At 41.4% G+C, this 21,815-nt stretch carries 22 protein-coding genes; 16 read left to right on the forward strand and 6 right to left on the reverse strand.

Annotated features, from left to right (window positions below):
* Nucleotides 1–20: 20 nt before the first annotated feature.
* Nucleotides 21–533, reverse strand: coding sequence for a GNAT family protein (locus C9414_RS09205; RefSeq protein WP_039183160.1), 513 nt, complete (start codon nt 531–533; stop codon nt 21–23).
* Between the two features lie 198 nt (nt 534–731).
* On the opposite strand from C9414_RS09205, the gene C9414_RS09210 reads away from it, so the two are divergent.
* The 4 genes from C9414_RS09210 to prpB all read left to right on the forward strand — a co-directional run bounded on the left by C9414_RS09210 (nt 732) and on the right by prpB (nt 4,951).
* Nucleotides 732–1,271 (forward strand): DUF420 domain-containing protein, encoded by a 540-nt coding sequence (locus C9414_RS09210; protein WP_024422676.1) that lies wholly within the window; start codon nt 732–734, stop codon nt 1,269–1,271.
* Between the two features lie 168 nt (nt 1,272–1,439).
* Nucleotides 1,440–2,582 (forward strand): citrate synthase, encoded by a 1,143-nt coding sequence (gene mmgD / locus C9414_RS09215; RefSeq protein ID WP_107163468.1) that lies wholly within the window; start codon nt 1,440–1,442, stop codon nt 2,580–2,582.
* A 2-nt stretch (nt 2,583–2,584) separates the two neighbouring features.
* On the forward strand, nt 2,585–4,021 hold the full coding sequence (locus tag C9414_RS09220) for a bifunctional 2-methylcitrate dehydratase/aconitate hydratase (protein WP_107163469.1): 1,437 nt from the start codon (nt 2,585–2,587) through the stop codon (nt 4,019–4,021).
* Between the two features lie 12 nt (nt 4,022–4,033).
* On the forward strand, nt 4,034–4,951 hold the full coding sequence (gene prpB, locus C9414_RS09225) for a methylisocitrate lyase (protein ID WP_047203847.1): 918 nt from the start codon (nt 4,034–4,036) through the stop codon (nt 4,949–4,951).
* Nucleotides 4,952–5,185: 234 nt separating this feature from the next.
* On the opposite strand, the gene C9414_RS09230 is transcribed toward prpB, so the two are convergent.
* Both C9414_RS09230 and C9414_RS09235 read right to left on the reverse strand, forming a co-directional pair.
* Nucleotides 5,186–5,848 (reverse strand): lysozyme family protein, encoded by a 663-nt coding sequence (locus C9414_RS09230; protein ID WP_047202678.1) that lies wholly within the window; start codon nt 5,846–5,848, stop codon nt 5,186–5,188.
* A gap of 97 nt (nt 5,849–5,945) precedes the next feature.
* Nucleotides 5,946–7,271, reverse strand: a complete 1,326-nt coding sequence (locus tag C9414_RS09235) for an APC family permease (protein ID WP_047202677.1) — start codon at nt 7,269–7,271, stop codon at nt 5,946–5,948.
* A 186-nt stretch (nt 7,272–7,457) separates the two neighbouring features.
* On the opposite strand from C9414_RS09235, the gene czrA reads away from it, so the two are divergent.
* A complete protein-coding gene (gene czrA, locus C9414_RS09240) occupies nt 7,458–7,787 on the forward strand; it encodes a Zn(II)-responsive metalloregulatory transcriptional repressor CzrA (RefSeq protein WP_024422670.1) in 330 nt (109 codons plus the stop codon).
* A gap of 31 nt (nt 7,788–7,818) precedes the next feature.
* Here the strand turns inward: czrA and C9414_RS09245 are convergent, their stop codons facing one another.
* Nucleotides 7,819–8,343, reverse strand: coding sequence for a CcdC protein domain-containing protein (locus tag C9414_RS09245; protein ID WP_107163470.1), 525 nt, complete (start codon nt 8,341–8,343; stop codon nt 7,819–7,821).
* 118 nt (nt 8,344–8,461) lie between these two features.
* Here C9414_RS09245 and C9414_RS09250 point away from each other — a divergent pair, with 118 nt between their 5' ends.
* The 7 genes from C9414_RS09250 to C9414_RS09280 all read left to right on the forward strand — a co-directional run bounded on the left by C9414_RS09250 (nt 8,462) and on the right by C9414_RS09280 (nt 14,479).
* Entirely contained in the window at nt 8,462–9,394 is a 933-nt protein-coding gene (locus tag C9414_RS09250) for a helix-turn-helix transcriptional regulator (RefSeq protein WP_107163471.1), read from the forward strand.
* A gap of 54 nt (nt 9,395–9,448) precedes the next feature.
* Nucleotides 9,449–9,922 (forward strand): GyrI-like domain-containing protein, encoded by a 474-nt coding sequence (locus C9414_RS09255; RefSeq protein ID WP_107163472.1) that lies wholly within the window; start codon nt 9,449–9,451, stop codon nt 9,920–9,922.
* 36 nt (nt 9,923–9,958) lie between these two features.
* Nucleotides 9,959–10,678, forward strand: a complete 720-nt coding sequence (locus C9414_RS09260) for an MBL fold metallo-hydrolase (protein WP_107163473.1) — start codon at nt 9,959–9,961, stop codon at nt 10,676–10,678.
* Nucleotides 10,679–10,681: 3 nt separating this feature from the next.
* Nucleotides 10,682–11,254: a TetR/AcrR family transcriptional regulator gene (locus C9414_RS09265; protein WP_107163474.1), complete on the forward strand. Its 573-nt coding sequence runs from the start codon at nt 10,682–10,684 to the stop codon at nt 11,252–11,254.
* A 148-nt stretch (nt 11,255–11,402) separates the two neighbouring features.
* Nucleotides 11,403–12,284 (forward strand): hypothetical protein, encoded by an 882-nt coding sequence (locus C9414_RS09270; RefSeq protein ID WP_107163475.1) that lies wholly within the window; start codon nt 11,403–11,405, stop codon nt 12,282–12,284.
* Nucleotides 12,247–12,855 carry a DUF4166 domain-containing protein gene (locus tag C9414_RS09275; RefSeq protein WP_107163476.1) on the forward strand — a complete coding sequence of 203 codons (609 nt, stop codon included), beginning with the start codon at nt 12,247–12,249 and terminating at the stop codon, nt 12,853–12,855. The genes C9414_RS09270 and C9414_RS09275 overlap by 38 nt, the downstream gene beginning before the upstream one ends.
* Nucleotides 12,848–14,479 (forward strand): YndJ family protein, encoded by a 1,632-nt coding sequence (locus C9414_RS09280; RefSeq protein WP_107163507.1) that lies wholly within the window; start codon nt 12,848–12,850, stop codon nt 14,477–14,479. The genes C9414_RS09275 and C9414_RS09280 overlap by 8 nt, the downstream gene beginning before the upstream one ends.
* Here the strand turns inward: C9414_RS09280 and C9414_RS09285 are convergent.
* Entirely contained in the window at nt 14,469–14,948 is a 480-nt protein-coding gene (locus C9414_RS09285; RefSeq protein WP_039179231.1) for a hypothetical protein, read from the reverse strand. The two genes, C9414_RS09280 and C9414_RS09285, sit on opposite strands and share 11 nt — an antisense overlap.
* 227 nt (nt 14,949–15,175) lie before the next feature.
* Here C9414_RS09285 and csaA point away from each other — a divergent pair, with 227 nt between their 5' ends.
* From csaA to C9414_RS09300, 3 genes are all read left to right on the forward strand, one after another.
* The gene (gene csaA / locus C9414_RS09290) at nt 15,176–15,508 is read left to right on the forward strand and encodes a chaperone CsaA (protein WP_039179228.1); all 333 of its coding nucleotides are present in this window, start codon (nt 15,176–15,178) and stop codon (nt 15,506–15,508) included.
* A gap of 513 nt (nt 15,509–16,021) precedes the next feature.
* Nucleotides 16,022–17,413: an MFS transporter gene (locus C9414_RS09295; protein WP_107163477.1), complete on the forward strand. Its 1,392-nt coding sequence runs from the start codon at nt 16,022–16,024 to the stop codon at nt 17,411–17,413.
* A 24-nt stretch (nt 17,414–17,437) separates the two neighbouring features.
* Nucleotides 17,438–19,045 carry a glycoside hydrolase family 43 protein gene (locus C9414_RS09300; protein ID WP_107163478.1) on the forward strand — a complete coding sequence of 536 codons (1,608 nt, stop codon included), beginning with the start codon at nt 17,438–17,440 and terminating at the stop codon, nt 19,043–19,045.
* A gap of 43 nt (nt 19,046–19,088) precedes the next feature.
* Here the strand turns inward: C9414_RS09300 and xylR are convergent, their stop codons facing one another.
* A complete protein-coding gene (gene xylR / locus C9414_RS09305) occupies nt 19,089–20,249 on the reverse strand; it encodes a transcriptional repressor XylR (protein ID WP_047202666.1) in 1,161 nt (386 codons plus the stop codon).
* Between the two features lie 210 nt (nt 20,250–20,459).
* On the opposite strand from xylR, the gene xylA reads away from it, so the two are divergent.
* Complete coding sequence (gene xylA, locus C9414_RS09310) at nt 20,460–21,797, forward strand: xylose isomerase (RefSeq protein WP_107163479.1); 1,338 nt, start codon at nt 20,460–20,462, stop codon at nt 21,795–21,797.
* The last annotated feature ends 18 nt before the right edge of the window (nt 21,798–21,815 follow it).

A 21,815-nucleotide genomic window follows, 5' to 3' on the forward strand; every position in this document is an offset into this window, starting at 1 on the left:
TACACGCTGGTTTTTTGGCGTTAGCTGTCCACCCAATAAATTTCCCCGCTTTGTTCTTCCCAATTAATTTGGACATCAAATTGGTGCTTTTCATAAAAGTGGATCAAGCGGTCCACGTGATTCCAATCTCTTTTGACGAGGTCACCTGTGATGACTGGGATGTTCTGCTCTCTTGCGATTTCTTTTAAATGCTTCATGCAAATTGAGCCGTATCCATTATCAGGAGGGCCTTTAATATCAGCAATATGAATCTTTCCTTCTTCAGGATATTCCGCGATTAAGGAAAAATCAGATTGTCCGCGAAAAGCTTTTTCACAATCGCTGAGCATGATTTTGCATGTATCCGCACTTTCAATGGCAGAGACAATCATCCATTCATCTTCTTTCGCCTGATCAATGCCAATGATCTTTGCTTTTTTCGAAATATCTTTCATATTTTCTTGCATTCGATACATTTGGAACTGCAATTGCTGTAATTCTTGCTCTAACGTCTTCACATCTTTGGTTGTTTCCTGTAAGATTGACAAGTCCATTACTCCTTTCATATAAGAAATCATAAAAACCACATAAATTCCCATTCTAAAGGAAGTGGATGGATCTTTCAAGCCGTTAGAACGCCAGTAATCGGCAAGTTTGTCTAAAATTCGACGAAGACAGCGAATTCATTGACTTTATAGAGAAAGTTAAATAACATACTCTTAGTCGGAACTAATAAAGAGAGGTTTTCAAACATGAACGAACAGAATCAAAAACCGAAAAATTTCACCGGCATTGTTGTCATTTTAACAATTGCCATAAACGGATTAATCGCTTTATTATTTTTAATGCCAAAAACAGATAAATTTAGTCATCTGGACATTACATTTCTTCCTTTATTGAATGCCGTGATGAACAGCTTTACGTTTATCTTCTTACTTTCAGCACTCATTATGATTAAACAAAAGAACATTAAAGCACATAGACGATTTATCTTTGCTGCATTTTCAACAACACTTGTCTTTTTAATTTCCTATGTGACATATCATTCAATGGCAGCTGATACACACTTCGGAGGAGAAGGGATCATCCGTCCAATTTACTTCTTTATTTTGATTACACATATTGTGCTTTCAGCAATTATTGTACCGCTTGCATTGATTACACTATTTAGAGGCGCACAGATGCAGGTTGAGCGTCACCGTAAAATTGCCCGCTGGACGATGCCGCTTTGGCTCTATGTTAGTCTCACTGGCGTCATTGTCTATATCATGATTTCTCCATACTACAGCTAACGTATGTCCAACTGGACATACGTTCTTTTATTTACAAGATGAAGTGCTTTGGATAGAATGGAAATTGGATATCCGACTTGCACGGTATCTTCCCATCTATAGATTCACATCATTTCTGGCCGTTTGCTCGTTTGGAGATCAACAATTGGACGAAACGGGGGTTATATGATGACTGAACAATTGCAGTATAAACCGGGGCTTGAAGACATTGTGGCAAGCGAAACGTCCATATCATACTTAGATGTGGAGCAAGAGGAAATTGTGATTCGCGGGTACGACCTCATTGAGCTAGCACAAAACAAGACATATTTAGAAACAGCCTATCTGCTTATTTATGGAAGATTACCAGATACGATGGAATATCACCAATTTCAGCAAGATATATCCTCACAAACGAACTTACATCCAACCATTCAAACCATTTTAACGAAGCTGCCAAAAACCACTCACCCTATGGATGCGATGAGAACATGCTTATCTGCTCTTGCAGGGTACGATGATGCATTACATGATCGATCAGAAGCGTGCCAAGTGAAGCGTGCAGTTCGATTACTAGGCCAGCTGCCGGCCATTGTTGCTGGAAGCTATCATATTCTCACAAAAGACGCCGCTATTTCTCCAGATCAGACCAAATCCTACACTGAAAACTTTTTATCCATGCTAACTGGACGCACCCCGACCCAAGACGAAATCACCGCTTTTGACCAAACACTTACATTATATAGTGAACATGAGCTGCCGAATTCAACGTTTGCAGCTAGAGTCATTGCATCCACGCATTCTGACATGTATGGTGCTTTTACTGGAGCGATCTCTTCATTAAAAGGTGACCTCCACGGAGGAGCAAATGAAGCTGTCATGCACATGCTTCTTGAAGGAAAAACAACGGAAGGATTTCTTGCGCTCATTGAACGAAAATTAGCCGCAAAAGAAAAAATGATGGGTTTTGGCCACAGAGTATACATGAGAAAAATGGATCCGCGCGCCGCTCTTTTAAAACGTTCATTGAAAGCGCTTACTGAATCGAAAGGAGATACAACGCTATATGACATGTGTGTAGCAGGAGAGGCATACATGAAAGAGCAGAAAAACCTCTATCCGAATCTTGATTATTACGCCGCTCCTATTTATTACGTGCTTGGAATTCCTATTTCACTTTATACACCCATTTTCTTTGCTGCAAGGGCTAGTGGATTAGCAGCCCACGTTATTGAACAGCATTTGCATAATCGCATTTTTAGACCGAGAGTCCGGTATTTAGGGCCAAGAGGATTAAAGGTTTCAAATGATGATGGAAAAACGGGGGAATGAATATGAACAAAACAGCAGTCGCTAATCAAACAGATCAGCTATTAGAAGAAATTGCTGCCTATGCAGTAGACGGAGAAATTACGAGCAAAGAGGCCATTGAAACCGCGCGTTATGTGCTCATAGACACGCTCGGTTGCGGAATGCTTGCGCTCAATTTTCCAGAATGTACGAAGCACCTTGGTCCCATCGTACCTGGAACAGTCGTACCTAACGGAGCAAGAGTTCCCGGCACTTCGTTTGTGCTAGATCCTGTTCAAGCGGCTTTTGATATTGGCTGTATGATTCGCTGGTTAGATTATAATGACACATGGCTTGCACAGGAGTGGGGCCATCCGTCAGATAACTTAGGCGGAATATTAGCTGTAAGTGATTATATCAGCAGAACTCGCCTTGCAAACGGAGAAGAGCCGCTAACGATGAATGACGTACTGCATGCAATCGTCAAGGCACATGAAATTCAAGGTGTGCTCGCTTTAGAAAATTGTCTGAATCGAAATGGATTGGACCATGTGTTATTTGTCAAAGTGGCAACAAGTGCAGTTGTATGTGCAATGCTTGGCGGAACAAAGGAAGAAGTCCAGCATGTGTTATCACAAGCGTTTGTTGATAATTCCCCGCTTAGAACATATCGCCACGCCCCAAACACAGGATCTAGGAAATCATGGGCAGCAGGGGATGCAACAAGCCGCGGAGTGAGACTGGCAATGATGACACGAAAAGGGGAAATGGGCTATCAAACGCCGCTTAGTGCAGAGAAGTGGGGGTTTGAAGATGTTCTTATGAAAGGAAAACCACTTACGCTCGCCCAGCCTCTTGGATCATACGTCATAGAAAATGTTCTTTTCAAAATTGCTTATCCTGCTGAGTTCCATGCGCAGACTGCTGCAGAAGCGGCTGTGATGCTGCATGACGCTGTAAAAGATCGTTTAGATGAAATTGACCGAGTAGAGATTACGACACATGAGTCAGCGATTCGGATTATTGATAAGAAAGGGCCGCTTTATAATCCGGCAGACCGTGATCATTGCTTGCAGTATATTACAGCCATTGGACTGATTTATGGTGAGCTAACAGCTGACCATTATGAAGAAGAAACGGCGCAAAACCCAGCCATTGATCGTCTGCGTGATCAAATGGTTGTGAAAGAGGATAAACGTTACACAGAGGATTATTTAGATCCGAAAAAGAGATCAATTGCAAACTGTGTACAAATCTTCTTTAAAGACGGGACGATGACAGACCGAATTGAAATTGAATACCCGCTTGGTCATCGCAGAAGAAGACAGGAAGGCATTCCGCTGCTTGAAAAGAAGTGGGTCTATCATTTGAAGACAAGATTTCCACAAAAACAAGTAGATCAAATTGTATCACTTTGCCAAAATCCAAATCAGTTAAAAACAACAACAGTACCAGCATTTATGGACCTATTCGTTATATAAGGGGGAGCTAGCGTGTGGATCGTGAATGAAGAAACAAGTCAGGCTGATTTAGCCGCAGCCTTTAAAGAACAAATGAACAAATCAGCTTTATTTCAAATTCCAGGCGTTCACGATGGAATGTCTGCGCTCTATGCAAAAAAAATGGGCTTTCAAGGGCTTTATTTATCAGGTGCTGCTTTTTGTGCCAGCAAAGGACTGCCAGACCTCGGCATGATCCATTCAACAGAAATGGCTGAAAAAGCGAAGGAGATTATTCGAGCTTCCCAGCTTCCGCTTTTGGTCGATATGGACACAGGTTATGGCGGTGTTTTAAATGCAGCAAGGGCGGCAAAAGAAATGGTTGAGAGCAAGGTGGCAGCTGTTCAAATTGAAGATCAGCAAATGCCGAAAAAATGCGGGCATTTAAACGGGAAATCACTTGTACCAGTAGAAGAAATGGTCGCAAAAATCAAAGCCATCAAACAAGCGGCACCAACGCTTTTGGTGATTGCGAGAACTGATGCAAAGTCCGTAAATGGAATGGAGGATGTCATCCGCCGGGCCAATCTTTACGTAGAAGCAGGAGCTGACGCTATTTTTCCTGAGGCACTCATCACAGCAGAGGACTTCACGCATGCGTCAAACAATATTAAAGGGCCGCTCCTTGCAAACATGACGGAGTTTGGCAAGACGCCTTATTATCATGCAGACGAATTTTCAATGTTTGGCTTTCAAATGGTCATTTACCCTGTGTCATCACTCAGAGTCGCTGCAAAAGCGTATGAGCGTTTATTTACAGAAATCATGGAAAAGGGAACGCAGCAGGGGATACTTGGGGACATGCAAACGAGAAAAGAGCTGTATGAAACGATTCATTATGATGAGTATGAGGAAATGGATCAGCATTTAGCAAAAACGATCCTGCCGGAAATTGGGAAAGAACAGCGATAAAATGGAAAGCACTTCCTTGACGGAAGTGCTTCAGCATGTAGACAAACCCTCGCATTCGGTGTCAGGTCTGCGTGCCGGTGCTCACGAATGTCAAATTCGCTCCGCTCCGGTACTCGTCCTTCCTAGAATGCAAAGGTTTTCTATCACGCTGAAAAGAAGACAAAGGGCTAAAATCAAGATCATTTTAGCCCTTTGTCAACAATCTAAAACACTTCCTTAACGGAAGTGCTTTTTTTACGATGATGGTGTGGATGATGAAGCCAATTTCATCTTTTCTTCAACTGTTTTCGTTTTTTCTTTTACTTTTTCAGCGTAAGTGAAATCACCGTAGCAATACGGATAGCGGAAGTTATCTTTGTTGCCGCCGCACGTATAGACCTTGGGGTTTCGTTTCACTTGCTTTTTGGAGTATTGCTTTGCCAATTTCTCGGAATGTTTTCCCCCGTTTTTTGCAACAAAATCAATATAGCCGATTCCCATGTTATAGCTTTGAATAATGGTTTCCAAATCAACGCCTTTTTTCTTCCCATGCTTGTACATAGTCGAAAAATGATGGACTCCTTGTCTAATGCTTTTCTGAGGGTCATTGATTTCATTTCGTTTCAAACCAAGAGATTCAGAGGACTGCATTGGATCTCCGCCTCTGCCTTTTGATTCTTGATACATCATACCGAGGATTAACGCGGTATACTGATCTAAATCTTGATCTCTTAACTCTGTTTCTACAAGCGGTTTGTAATCATCCAATCTCGACAAAACAATTGATTCCGTATCAATCGGCAGCTTTTTTAACTCCTTTTGATTAAAGGAGATGGCAATGGCTGCTAATACGAAAACAAAGAGAAAAATCGTGAAACAGCCTGAAATGGCAAAACATCCTGTTTTTTTCTTTTTCAAGGTCAGTTCACCCCTGTTTTGCCCCGCTTTTAAAAGGGAAGTACAGCCTTTTTATTATGCCATATCCTACGCAGGATACCAAGTGAAAACCTTATAATCAATCATATCCAAACGTAAATTCAGGTCGTGTTTTCAGCCTGAAGCAGAAATAAATAAAACCGATCATCAGCCAAATCATGCCAATGATTAATGCATTTGTACTGATGCTCGTTAACAGCCAAATACAAAACGCCGTCCCGCATAGAGGGATCACTGCATATCTCAATGTATTCAGAACACTTCTTTGTTTTTGTCTGACGAAAAAGTACGCAAAAACAGACAAATTCACAAAGGTAAAACCAATTAACGCGCCGAAGCTGATAAAGGAATAAATGACTTCAAGTTCGCCAACGACTGCGGTTAAGGAGAAAGCCCCGATTAATAAAATATTAAAAACAGGGGTTTTTAATCTCGGATGAATATACCCGAAGAATCGCTTCGGTAACGATTGATCTCTTCCCATTGCATATAAAAGCCTTGCTGCACTCGCATGTGACGATAAGGAGGAAGAAATGACAGCGACCATTGTGCCAGCTAAAAAGAACGAGTGGAGAAATGCGCCGCCCACGAATTCTGCAATTTCAAGTGAGGCTGCATCAGGATGTTTAAACTGCTGAAAATTTGGAAACACCTGCTGCAAAAAATAAGACGTCAACGTAAACAATACGCCTCCAATTGCAACTGTTAAGAAAATGGCAAGAGGAATCGTCTTTTTGGGTTTAATGGTTTCCTCAGACATCGTCGAAATGGCATCAAATCCCAGAAAGGAGAAACATAAAATCGTCGCTCCTGAAAAAATAAGCGCTGGATCTAAGCTCGCTGAATAAAAAGGCCGGGCTGACAATAACTCTCCACTGCCAGCGTTTTGCGTGAGCCCATATATAACAAACCCAACAAAGGTGACGGCGACAATGACCTGAAACGTCACAAATAGCGCCGTTATGTTGGCCGTAAGCCGAATACCGATTACATTGACAGTCGTTATGGCGATAGCAAGTATGATGATCCAAATGTAATGAGGTACATCAGGAAAGGCTGCGGTTAAATAAGCACTTCCGATCGCAAAATTCACCATAGGCAGAAATAAATAATCCAGTAAAAGTGTCCAGCCCACAAGGAAGCCGACATGAGGATGAATACTTTTTTGCGCATATGTATAAGCAGATCCTGCTTTTGGAAAAGCCTTCACCATATTCCCATAGCTAAGCGCTGTCAATAGTAATGCCAGCAACGTAAATATATAAGCTGCAGCTACGTGTCCTTTCGTCAGCTGAGCAACAATGCCGTATGAATCAAATACGACAAGTGGATCCATATAAGCAAGCCCGATCACAACAAGTGGAAAGACAGTCAGGCTGCGTTTTAGTCTTGGCTCTTCAGTCAATTTGCCTATCAGCTCCTCTAAAAAAATGAATAAATAATGCTCATTTTAAAAAGAATGCTACCAAGTGTCAATGCTATTTGAATAAATCTTTTTTCTAAAGTGTGCCCGCTTTGCACGCCGCACGTTTTAGTATATGATGATACATAGAATAAGTCGTGATTTGACTAACAAGAAAGGTGAAGCGAAATGAAGGAAGAACTGAATACAAATCAAGAACAGGAACGGATGGAGCTGGATGAAGAAAGTTTATTTCTTGTCTCCCAAACGTTTAAAGCCTTATCTGATCCGACTCGTATTCGCATTCTGCACCTGCTGTCTCAAGGTGAATACTCGGTCAATGATATCGCAGAAACGCTGAATCTCATGCAATCAACTGTTTCTCATCAGCTGCGTTTTTTAAAAAACCTTCGTCTCGTGAAATCTAGACGAGCAGGGACATCGATTTTTTACAGCCCTGAAGATCAGCATGTGATGGAAGTACTTGAACAAATGATTCACCATGCGCAGCATGACTAATAAAAACCTTCCTACTCATATAGGAAGGTTTTTACGCATGATGCATATGTGTTGATCGTTTACCTGCTTTCATCATTTGATAAGAAAAAACGACATAGTAAGCAGCTAACAGAAAAAAGCTGAGCATGGTCATAGCATCATCACTCACAATATGCTGATACAGTTCAACGATACCAATCTTTGTGAGCGAATGGTTTGTCAGCTCACCCAACTTAAAACTAAGTCTAGATAAAAATAAGCATAAAATGAAGCTTTCAATCCATTTACTCGTTTTCACATAAAGACGGCCATTTTCTTCTTTCATCCGGATCGTCTCATAGGCATGAACGGCCAGACTGCTTCCAAAGAGCATACCAATAGCGGCATAGATGAAAATGCTGTGATTTTGCCAGCCTTCTAATAAGAGAATAAGGGCAGTGAGTCCAAATACATACATTCTCATCAAAAGACTGATTGGGCGCACAAGCTGATAGCGTCTCATACGATTCATTCGAAAGATGATGCAGATCAGCATAATGCCTCCAATTATGAATAACTGCCACACGTGATGTGTCATGATGCAACCTCCTCCTGCATGTGCAGGGATGTAAACGAATGCTGGCTGTTCCTTATCTTTACCATTCTTTCTTTTTTTATCAAATCAAAACCTACATTTATGAAAAAGAGGAAAAGGCATGAAAATCGATCGTATTTTGTCTATTGTGATGCTGCTTATTAGCAAGAAGCAAGTCCAAGCGAAAGACCTTGCTGAACTTCATGAAGTGAGCGTGAGGACGATTTATCGCGATATTGAGACCATTAATCAAGCCGGGATTCCTGTTGTGACAACACAAGGAGCAGGCGGAGGCATTTCGCTTGTTGACGACTATCGTTTAGAGAAAAAATTATTTACCGATGATGACATTGAACTTATTTTAACAGCCCTTGAAAGCATGACGAGTGCATATTCCTTTAAAGAAAGTGAATATGTACTGAAAAAAATCAAATCTCTTATTCCGCGACAAACTCATGAAAGTGAGAAACAGCATCATGTCTTTATAGATTTAAGCTCATGGGGAAAAGACAGCCAGGCAGAGAAGAAGCTTCAGCTGCTCCATACAGCTGCCTCCGCACATCAATTCATCCAGTTCACTTATCGCAATGCAAAAGGTGAAACACTTCCACGGAATGTGGAGCCTTATACGCTTGTCTTAAAAGGAAGGCATTGGTATTTGTATGCGTTCTGTTGTGTGAAAAAAGCTTTTCGTCTGTTCAAGCTGACAAGAATGACAGACCTCATCACCATTTCAGCATATTTCAGGCCGAAAAGAATCAAAAATGAAGAGAAGCCTTGGAATGACTCTTGGCATGAAGAACCTTCAGTCACAACACTCACGCTCAGGTTAACGGAAGCATCAGTTGGCAAAGTGAAGGAATGGGTGGATGAGAACGAATTGATCGTCAGTTCAGATGGAACCTATTTGGCATCATTGACCGTGCCGCAAGATGATTGGCTGCACAGTTTCCTATTCCATTTAGGACCGGACGTCGACATTCTTTCACCTCAGCACATCAAGGAAGCGTTTGATCTCCAATTAAAACAATTTATGAAGCGATTAGAAACTTGACACACTGTTGTCAGGTTTCTTTTTATATGATGGGAGAAAAGGAGATGAGAATGTATGTACGATATCGTGACATTAGAAAAACAATGGATCAAAGGGTTGTCTGTTCGAACTACAAACGAAATAGAGCAAACAAAAGAGCGGAAGATTGCGCCGCTTTGGCAGGAATTTTTTGCACAGCAGCTTCATGGGGGACAAGCCCCAGTCATAGGGCTTTATTCAGATTATGAAAAAGATGAACATGGCTCGTATTTATTCACGGCTGGGCAGTTCGCGAGGCAGCATCGAGATCATGTCATAGAGATTCCTGCGTCCACCTACGCAAGATTTCGAACGAGAAAGGGACCAATTGAAGAGGTTGTGCTTGAAGCGTGGCACAAGATTTGGACATGGGATCAGCGACAATATCGCACTTATACAGGTGATTTTGAATGGTATGATGAAAGATCTATTGATCCAAAAGAAGCGCAAATTGATATTTATATTGCGGTGGATGAAAAAATGTTTGCTAAAACTAATACCATTAGTTAATATAAAACTAACGACATTAGTTTTAGGAGGGCAATCATGAGATTAACAACTTTTGACCGTCTGCACCAGCTTACATTGATGCCGCAATTATTTCCGGTAAATTGCTATGTATTTGAGGAAGAGGAAGGACTCATTTTAATTGATGCTGCTTTAAAAATGGCGGCGAACTCGATCATCGAATTTGCCCGTAAAAAGAACAAACCAATTCATAAGATTATTCTCACTCATAGCCATATGGATCATATCGGTGCATTAGATGAGGTGAAAAAGGCTTTTCCCGAGGCAGTCGTCTATTTATCAAAACGTGATGCCCGCCTTTTTGAAGGTGACTTTTCCTTGCTCCCTGGTGAACCCCAGCAAAAAATCAAAGGCAGTTTTATGAAAAATATTCATACAAAACCAGATGTGCTTGTCGAAGAAGGAGATGAGATTGGACCGCTGAAAGTGATAGCAACACCAGGGCATACACCTGGCAGCATTTCTTTATACGATGAAAGATCAGGAGTTGTCATTGCAGGTGATGCACTTGTGACAAAAGGGGGCCTATCGGTAACGGGTGAGTTTCGGTGGAGTTTTCCATTTCCGGCATTTGCCACATGGGATGCAGAAACCGCACTAAAAAGCGCTGAAAAATTACTAGCGCTGCGCTTATCCTGTCTTGCTGCCGGACATGGTGACCTTATGATTGAACCTCATGAAAAGCTTCAAGCTGCCGTCCGTAAAAGGCAGCACCAGCTAAAAAAAGGAGGGCAGTAAACCGTGTCTCCAAGAATGGGAATTACACAAGAAAAAATTATGGATACAGCGGCAGCATTTGTTAATGAAGAGGGCTTTTCAGCTTTGACCATTGCTACATTGTCTAAAAGGCTGAACATCAGACCGCCTTCTCTTTACAATCACGTATCCGGCCTTCATGAGATTCAGGCAGCACTCGCAGTAAGGGGGCTGTCCATGCTTTGTGAGGAAGGGATGCAAGTCACAGAGGGGCTTGAAAAAGAAGCAGCTGTTTTAGCCTTTGCCAGACAATATGTGCAATTTGTCCGAGAACACCCCGGTCTTTATGAAGCTGCCTTTTCACATATGAACGAAAAAGAAGTACGTCTTGCAGCAGAACGCCTTGTTCAGTTTGTCCAATCCATTATGTCACGCTTTGGTGTAAAGGAAGAGGAAATGACGCATGTCGTCAGAGGACTGAGAAGCTTACTGCACGGCTTCGGTGATATTTCTAATAAAAAGGGATTTCAACGAAAAGAACAGCTTGAAGAAAGTGTGAGCTATGCAGTTCGGCTCTATATCACAGGAGTATTGCAAAAAGAAGATCTGTCTATTTGACAGGTCTTTTTTTATAGCAAATCGATATCATAAAGGAGCGTACGTCTAGCTGATTTTTTTTAAAGAGAATACGAATAAAGATTTGACAGTTTTGTGAAACATGGTATGCTTATTATGTGAAATAATTCACATAGAGGAGTAGTGGCAGATGAAAAGAAAGCCTGTTTATGTGGAAACAACCATTCATGCACCTTTAGAGAAAGTATGGGAATATACGCAAAATCCAAAGCTTCATGAACAGTGGGATTTGCGCTTTTCAACCATTTCATTAAATGAACCTCAAGATGAACAGCCCCAAACCTTTTTGTATGAAAAGCATCTTGGTTTTGGTGTAAGTGTCACAGGGACAGGAGCATATCGAACTAGAATGATGGATGAACGGAATGAACGGGCATCCTCGCTGAAATTTAAATCGTCACACCCGTTGTCTTTTATCAAAGAAGGCGGCGGCTATTGGAAATATGTGAAAACGAACGATCATATTGTGTTTCAAACTCAATTTGATTACAAAACGAAAGAAGGAAAAGTGTGGGCGTGGGCAGATCGATTTCTTTTTCGCCCGATGATGGGGTTTATGACGGCCTTTAGTTTTGGCGCACTAAAGACGTGGCTTGAAAAGGGAACGCACCCTCGGTTGTTACTGGAGAGAACCCTTGCCCATTATGGAATTTGTTTGCTGTTTGCCATCGTCTGGCTATGCCAAGCGGTCATCCCATTTTCACATTCTGCTTTTGATCATAGCACAGGGCTTCGGTTATTTTATGCCCTGATAGGCGTATCGTGGCTGATTCCTAAGGTATCAAAGAAATATCTGTTCATTCTTCAAAGCGTGTTTCTGCTGATGATGCTTTGTATCGGGATTGTATCCCCACAATCGACACTTCATGAGCCGATTGTGATGAGTGCATTTTTGATCCTATCCATTGGAGGAATGATTAATTTAAAAGATTGTATAGATGTATTTTCGATCAAACGGAAAAGGGGAGGTAGACATGGTCGTTCATCGTCATCAAGTAAAGGATTACGATAAGCTTCATCCAAAATTAAAAGAGAGATACAACCGTGCGTTTACCGCCGAAGGCACTATGGAGGAAATAGGCGGCGGAACGAGGCTCATTCGATTTTTCTTCAAAATTGGTCCACACTTTCGCTGTTTTTTCCCCGAGAGAGGAAAAAACATTCCCTTCCGAATTGTGAATAAACCCTTTATCACAAATAAGGGAGAGGAAGGCATGCACTGGTTCCGTACGTTTTATTTCCCCAAGAAGGAAAGGCACTTTGATGCAGATATGATCATTGATGAGAAGAGTCATAAAGTACTAGACTATTTTGGAAAGCCTAGACTTCTTATGTCAGAGCTTCATTTTACAGTAACAAAGCATGGGTTCCTTCACATTCAATCCGGCCAGCAGAAGTTGTTGATGTTAGGACGTGAGTGGCCGCTGCCTTCATGGCTTTATGGTGTGTCAGATGTCACAGAAGGCTACGAGGAGCACTCGGGTGAGTATACCATTCATGTGCATGTGAAAAATCGACTGTTTGGCACTCTTTTTACATATAAAGGCCGATTTACTGAAAGGGTGGAGTCTCATGATGAATAAATGGCACTTGATATCAAGCCTTCTCTTCATGTGTTGTTTTAACGCCACCCGTTTGATGACAGGTCCGATAGCAGAGTTTTTTGTACTGATAGCGATTCTGTTTTTCCTTCCTGCAGTGTTAGCCTTTTTTGCGAAGGAAGAGAGTGAGAGAAAGCCGGGAGTACTGCTCGGTATTTTAATGAAAGCCTTTCCATTAGCTACTCTTTGTGCAACAGCTGCATTTATCTATCATTCTGCTTTGTTTGCATCGGGATGGTTTTTGTATACGATCATCTTGGCGTTATATGGCTTTACTCGTTTGCTGAAAAGGGGAACCTTTCCGCTTCATGAATTGATGATCGATGGTGCATGGATGTATCTCGCTTTAGGCGGGCTTTGGTTTTGGCTGTACACAGCAGATATACAGGTAATGACCTTTTCACCAATCATTGTGCTTTTGACTGCTATTCATTTTCATTACTCTGCTTTTTTTATCCCGCTTTTCTATGGATTATTAGGGAGACAGAGAGAAAAAGAGACAGCTTTATACAAAGCGGCAGGCTGGGGGATTTTGCTGTCGCCTGTGATGATTGCTGTTGGGATTAGCTTCTCCCGTCTATTTGATACGTTCAGCGTTATGCTATATGTCATTGCACTCTATTTGTACGGCATTCTTTGTATGAAAACAAGGTTTCGATCGACTGTGGCAAAAAGGCTGGTTGTGTTTTCTAGCTGCATCTTAATGGCGACGATCGTGCTATCTCTGCTTTATTCCGCCGGCATGCTCATGCGCGTGACCTATATCAGTATTGATCAGATGATTTGGTTTCATGGTAGTATTAATGCTTTTTTTGTGATTTTACCAGGTCTGATTGGATGGCTGATCGAAGGGCCAAAGGAACAATTGAAACAGAAGGACTTTCCGATATCAAGCGTGCATGGCCGTTTTCATATGATCTCTTTTCAAAAGGAAAGAATGCATGATCGCGAGAAGCTCGGTTTAGTCGATTCACTTGATGATTTAAATGGAACGACGTTTTCAGCTGAAAGGGTATCACCTGTGATTCGAAGGTTTTATGAAAATCCGACGGTATTTACTTTAAAAGCAGCAGTCTGTTTTCATTGGTGGGTGAGGCCGTTTGTTTTTTTACTTCAGCCCATGTTTAAAAAAATAGGGCAGCTCTATTTAGGAACATCTCGTATCCCTTATGAAATGAAGGGACGTCTGACAACATTTCAACATCCTAAAGAAGAGCGAAAGAATGTCAGGGCGTGGATTCGTCACAACGAAAAAGGGGAGCAGGTCTTTTTTGCACTTTATGCTCATCATCACGATTCAGCTGCGGGCTATATGAATATTGCGCTGCCGCTTCCATATTCTCAGATGACCGCCATTTTAAAACCTTTTAATGAAAAGGAAGACTTGCTCTTAAAAAGTGCATGTCCAAAAGGCAGTACCGGTGACGAAGGATTGTATTTGCATACGCCTTTTATCACCATGAAACTGCCAATGGAAGAAAGCTTTCATATGAAGCCGGAGACAGATAAAAGTCTCACAGCAGTTCATCAAATGAAGCTATTCGGTATTCCCTTTTTAACGATTCATTATCAAATTGACAGCCGGAAGCCATCTGTTAGTCAATAATGTCACATGGTTCACCGTGCCGAATGATGTTCACAATCGCTTGCCCATCACTCGGATGATGATCTGCATACTGGACTGGCAGCAGTGCAAAAAATACATAGTAGACAGAGAAGTAAGCAAATTGATAGAAAAATTGATGTTCTGGCAGGATATCATTGGCGATCATTGTATTCAGGATGAGAACACTGAGCAGGTTGCATAATGATCCACCTAGGTAGACAAGAATGTGCGAGAATCGGTTATTTTTCCTCATTTCTTCATAATGGCAAAATGCATCTAGAAAATAGATACGTCTAATTTCAACAACGCCTATTTTCAATACTTTTTTGCCTCTGCCAAGAGCAAAAGAAACTTTTGCGCCAAACATCCACGCGACCATAATATGGCCAACCTGATGCAAGATGGCAACGATAGGAAGAATGACGAAAAACGACCAGCAAAATGTCCACATATCCGATAATGTAAACAAGTGTTAACCCCTCCCCAATATATTTGGGAGGAAGCAGTAGGATTATTTGCCATTTTACTGAATTCATTTTCAGGATGCAAACATTTAATACAAGACAATAAAATCATTATGTAAACTAAAGGTTGCTTTTTGACTCACTTTTTTTACGAAATGAATGTGCTACAATGAAAAAACAATGGATGACTTTAGTAAATGAACTTACCCTTGAATGAAGAGGAGAGAATCAGATGGCAGATATTGAACAGTTTTTAGCGTTAGATATTCGTGTTGGGACGATTATCGAAGCAGAATTCTTTGCAGAGGCAAGAGTACCTGCATTAAAACTCAAGATTGATTTTGGTGAAGAGATTGGTCTAAAACAATCCAGTGCTCAGCTGACAAAACGGTATACAGCTGAGAATATCATTGGCAGGCAAATCGTAGCAGTCGTCAATTTTCCGCCAAGACGAATTGCAGGGTTCAAGTCAGAAGTGCTTGTATTAGGGGGCATGCCGTCAAAAGAAGACGTAGTATTACTAGCAACAGATGAGCCTGTAGAAAATGGGACAAAAATAGGATAAGAAAAAAGACATCTTCCTGAGAAGATGTCTTTTGCGTATTGAGGCGGAATAACCACACGCCACATTCGTGTGTGTCTCAAGGAGACATGTTACCCGACTTACACAATTCAGCTCATCGCTTGATAAATATAGCATGGGATGAACTGAATTGCAACCATTAAATGATTCACTTCAGTTTTTCACGTCATTTCAGCAGAAAACTGACAAGAAATCAATTATTTGGATTATTTTTTCAAAAAATATTGAAAAGTCAGATCAGATTTTATAAAATGAACTCATCTTAGTTTGTTTAGTCGATAAACTAAGATGAGTTCTAAGTGATGATCCGACTATTAAAGGGGATGATTCTGTCATTCAAATCATTTGCTGCGTATGTGGGCTAAGCTGAAAAGATTAGATGTTCAGCTTCATTTTTACAACAAATTGAAAGCGCTTTATATTCTTTGCATTGACTGCTGCTGCCCTCCATCATCTGTTCATTAGAAGAGGCTAAGAGAAGAAGGGAGAAAGCTCATGGTAAGTGAGAATTTAAAAAAGATTCGTATGTCTGAAAAAGTGGGATATGCTTCAGGAGATTTCGCATGTAACTTAATTTATGCAACTGTCTCTACGTATCTATTATTTTTTTATACAGATGTGTATGGTTTATCAGCGGCGGCAGCAGGGACGATGTTTTTAGTTGTTCGGGCCATTGATGCGCTTGCAGATCCGTTTATTGGTGCAATGGTGGATCGAACGAACAGCCGTTTTGGCAGGTTCAGACCTTACTTGTTATTCGGTGCGTTTCCTTTTGTGGTACTCGCCATCCTTTGCTTTACGACACCTGATTTTTCTGAAATGGGTAAACTCGTTTATGCCTACATCACGTATGTTGGTTTATCGCTTACATACACATTCATCAATGTTCCTTATGGTGCTTTAACATCCGCAATGACAAGAAATAACCAAGAGGTTGTCAGTATTACGTCTGTTCGTATGCTTTTTGCTAATCTCGGAGGTCTAGTTGTTGCTTTTTTTGTTCCTTTTCTTGCGACTTTTTTGAGTGATAAAACAGGAAATACAGCCCTCGGCTGGCAGATGACGATGGCTTTTCTCGGCGTTCTTGGCGGTGCATTACTTATTTTCTGTTTTAAAAGCACGAATGAACGTGTCACGCTTCAAAAGCCGGAGGAAAAAATTAAGTTCAGTGATATCTTTGTCCAGTTACGTGTGAATCGTCCGCTTGTTGTATTAAGCATTTTCTTTATTATTATTTTTGGCGTGAACTCGATCAGCAACTCTGTAGGGATCTATTATGTGACGTATAACCTCGGCAGAGAAGATTTAGTGAAATGGTACGGACTCATTGGCAGTCTGCCAGCTTTAATGGTGCTGCCGTTTATTCCAAAACTGCACAAGCTGTTAGGAAAGAAAAAGCTGCTGAATTATTCATTATTGCTGAATATTGTAGGACTTCTTGCATTACTTGTGATACCGCCGAGTCAAATCACTTTAATACTTATTTTCAGGCTCGTTGCAGCTGCAGGAAGTATTACAGCCGGTGCTTACATGTGGGCGCTCATACCTGAAACCGTTGAATATGGCGAATATAAAACAGGGAAAAGGATGGGCGGACTCATCTACGCCATCATCGGATTCTTCTTTAAATTTGGAATGGCATTAGGCGGGATTGTGCCAGGGCTTGTACTCGATCGCTTTGGCTATATTGCGAATCAAATGCAAACACCAGAAGCATTACTTGGCATTTTAATCACGACAACGGTGATTCCTGTATGCTTACTGATTTTAGCGATGGTGGATATTAATTTTTATAACCTAGATGAAGAAAAACATAAAAAAGTTGTACGGGAGCTTGAGAACAGAGACAAGGTATATATCGATCATATGGACGATTTTAAAATGTAGGTCTCTGAAAGAGGAGGAAGTTCAATGAAGATTACCAATCCAGTGCTCAAAGGGTTTAACCCCGACCCAAGTATTTGCCGTGTAGGAGAAGATTATTATATGGCCGTCTCTACATTTGAGTGGTTTCCAGGGGTGCAAATTTATCATTCAAAGGATCTCGTCCATTGGCGCCTTGCTGCGCGTCCTTTGCAAAAAACGTCGCAGCTGGATATGAAGGGAAATCCTGATTCTGGCGGAGTATGGGCACCGTGTTTAAGCTATGCGGATGGTCAGTTTTGGCTTATTTATTCAGATATCAAAGTAGTGGATGGTCCATTTAAAGACGGTCATAATTATTTGGTCACGGCAAGCGAAGTGGACGGCGATTGGAGTGAACCGATCCGGCTCAACAGCTCTGGGTTTGATCCATCTTTATTCCATGATCAAAGCGGGAAGAAATACGTCTTAAATATGCTGTGGGATCATAGGGAAAAGCACCATTCCTTTGCAGGTATTGCCTTGCAGGAATATAGTGTGGCTGAAAAGAAGCTCATCGGTCAAAGGAAGGTCATTTTTAAAGGAACACCGATTAAACTGACAGAAGCGCCGCATCTGTATCATATCGGTGACTACTACTATTTATTAACGGCAGAAGGAGGTACCAGGTATGAGCATGCGGCAACGATCGCCCGGTCCCCGCATATTGAAGGGCCTTATGAGGTTCATCCTGATAACCCGATTTTAAGTGCCTTCCATGCGCCTGAACATCCGCTTCAAAAATGCGGGCATGCTTCAATCGTTCAAACGCATACAAATGAATGGTATCTCGCTCATCTCACTGGCCGCCCAATTCAATCAAGCAAGGAATCTATTTTTCAACAGAGAGGGTGGTGCCCTTTAGGAAGAGAAACAGCCATTCAAAAGCTAGAATGGAAGGATGGCTGGCCTTATGTTGTAGGCGGAAAAGAGGGGACGCTTGAGGTTGAAGCGCCAAAGATCGAAGAAAAGGTTTTTGCACCAACCTATCATACAGTCGATGAATTTAAAGGGTCAACACTAAATAGACACTTCCAAACATTAAGAATTCCGTTTACCGATCAGATTGGTTCATTAACGGAGAAACCTCAGCATTTAAGGTTATTCGGTCACGAATCTTTAACGTCTAAGTTTACACAAGCTTTTGTTGCAAGGCGCTGGCAAAGCTTTTATTTTGAAGCAGAGACAGCTGTTTCGTTCTTCCCAGAAAACTTTCAGCAAGCCGCTGGTCTTGTGAATTATTATAATACGGAAAACTGGACAGCACTCCAGGTGACATATGATGAGGAACTTGGGCGCACGCTTGAGCTATCTGTCTGTGAAAACCTTGCCTTTTCTCAGCCATTGACACATAAAATCATCATTCCAGACGAGGTCACTTATGTCTATTTAAAAGTGACCGTTCAGAAAGAGACATATAAATATTCTTATTCTTTTGATCAAAAAGATTGGAAGGTAATTGATGTGCCGCTTGAATCCATCCATTTATCCGATGATTTCATTAGAGGTGGGGGATTTTTTACAGGGGCGTTTGTCGGTATGCAGTGTCAAGATACGAGCGGCGAGCGTCTGCCTGCTGATTTTCAGTATTTTCGCTATGAGGAAAAAAATGAATAAAAAAAGACAACGCGCTGCGGGCTGTCTTTTTTGGAAACAGAGGTCATGTTGTGAGGGTGGCATCTTGCAAGAAAGCTTCTATGACAAGAGATGTCATCCCCAATACTGGTGCATTGTGTCCTAATGATGAGGGGAGCAGCTCTATCTGTGAGCTGAATTGCGTATCCATTCGTGAGGATACTTCCTCCCCAATCACATGTAGAACTGTTTGATGTGATTCGATCACTTTGTTTCTTAAAATGATGGCTTGCGGGTTAAAGGTATGAAGGACGTTTGTGAGACCGACGCCAAGGTAAAATCCAAAGTTGCGCAGCGCATTGAGCGTTCTCATATCATTTAACTTGGCCAGCTGTTCCAGGTCTTGATGGGAGATGGGCTGACCATCTGTTTGAAGAGACTGAAACAAGGCTTTCTCAGATGCATACAATTCCCAGCACCCACGGTTCCCGCAGCTGCATGTTGGTCCATTAAAATCAATCGTCATATGTCCCATTTCACCAGAAAAGCCGTACGCTCCTCTGTATAAATGATGATTGATAATGATTCCGATCCCTATGCCAGTGCCGATGCTTGCATAGATCAAATGGTCATAGTGTTTAGCGGCACCAAAGATTTTTTCACCATATGCACCGGCATTTGCTTCATTTTCAATGAAGATCGGCACTTGGAATGTGTCTTGGAGCGGCTTTTTCAGATCAACATTTTTCCATTTGGAATGAGGCGTAAACACGATTTGTTCATCTGCATCCACTAACCCATGTATGCATAGACCAATGCCAATGAGCCCATATGGGGAAGAGGGCATTTGTGTGATGAGCTGCTGTATTAATTCAATTAATTTACGTATCGTTACATCAGGAGAGCTCGGTGGGAGCTTGATCTGCTCTTCGTAAAGAATGGCCCCTTCAAGGTCTGTTAATATGCCATTGACATAATCAACACCAACATCAATCCCGATGGAGCAGCCAGCACGTTTATTAAACATCAGTAAAACCGGTCTTCTCCCGCCACTAGACTCACCTTGGCCGATTTCATAGACAAGATGTTCCTTCATTAACGTACTTACTTGAGAAGAAACAGTCGATTTATTTAATCCAGTGCGTTCAGATAATTTTGCTCTCGAAATGGGCGCATGCTGGAGAATTTCTTTTAATAATAGTTTTTGATTTATTTTTTTTACAAAGTTCTGATCAGCGATATCCACGTTATCCACTCCATTTGTTTCGTCTTTAGATTAAGTTGAGAAGAGCTGCTTTTTTTCGCATGTATTCGATAAAAAAGATGATTTTAACTTTATTATAACGAAAATATTTCTAAAAAACTAAAAAATATGGAAAATTCAAAGAGATTTTCTCATACATTGATCATTAGTTTGTTGAATCAACTTACAAAGTGTACTCAGGAGGAATGAAGAATGGCTAAATCAAATATGAAAACGTTATACAGCTTAGAAGGAATCAGCAAAATTCAATATGATGGAAAACAATCAAAAAATCCACTCGCCTTTCAATACTATAATCCAAGCGAAGTGATTGGCGGAAAAACAATGAAAGACCACCTGCGTTTTTCAGTCGCTTATTGGCATACATTAACCGCTGATGGAACTGACATGTTTGGAACTGGTACGATGCAGAGAGCATGGGACTCCTATAGCGGAATGGATTTAGCAAAAGCTAGATTGGAAGTCGCTTTTCAGCTTTTTGACCTATTAGATGTACCGTATTTTTCATTCCATGACCGCGATATTGCGCCAGAGGGAGAGACGCTTCAAGAGACCAATCAACAATTAGACATCATTTTAGAAAGAATGAAAGAATACATGAAGCAAAGCGGAGTAAAACTGCTGTGGAACACGGCCAATATGTTCAAGCATCCTAGATTTGTACACGGTGCTGCGACATCTTGTCATGCAGATGTCTTTGCCTATGCGGCCGCGCAGGTTAAAAAAGGCATTGAAACCGCCAAAGAACTTGGTGCAGAAAATTATGTTTTCTGGGGTGGACGAGAAGGGTACGATACGCTGCTTAATACAGATATGAAAAGAGAGCTTGATCACATGGCGGCCTTCTTGCATATGGCTGTTGATTATGCAAAAGAAATTGGGTACACAGGTCAATTTTTAATTGAGCCAAAACCAAAGGAACCAACAACTCATCAATACGACACAGATGCAGCGACATCCATCGCCTTTTTAAAGCAATACGGATTAGATTCTCATTTTAAATTAAATATCGAAGCCAATCATGCGACACTGGCTGGCCATACGTTTGAGCACGAATTGCGTGTCGCAAGAATTCATGGGCTGCTCGGTTCTGTTGATGCGAACCAAGGAAATTCGCTTCTTGGGTGGGATACAGATGAATTTCCAACCGATCTGTATGCCACAATTCTTGCCATGTATGAAATTTTGCAAAATGGCGGGCTAGGGGCTGGCGGTCTCAACTTTGATGCAAAAGTGAGAAGAGCTTCCTTTGAACTTGAAGATATTTTATATGCCCATATTGCCGGAATGGATGCATTCGCAAAGGGACTGCGGGTCGCTCATAGACTCATAGAAGATCGTGTGTTTGAGGATGTGATAAAGCACCGGTATCGCAGCTTTTCTGAAGGGATTGGACGTGACATTTCAGAAGGGAAGGCAAACTTTCATACATTAGAAGAATATGCGCTGAAACATCCTTTGATCAGAAACGAATCGGGAAGAGAGGAACAGCTGAAGGCCCGTTTAAATCAATACTTGTTAGAAGATTAATTGAAGGGGCGGACCTGT

Origin of the sequence: Bacillus sp. Nf3 (assembly GCF_003028545.1) — a bacterium.
In the GTDB taxonomy this organism is placed as follows: Bacteria; Bacillota; Bacilli; order Bacillales; family Bacillaceae; genus Bacillus; species Bacillus safensis.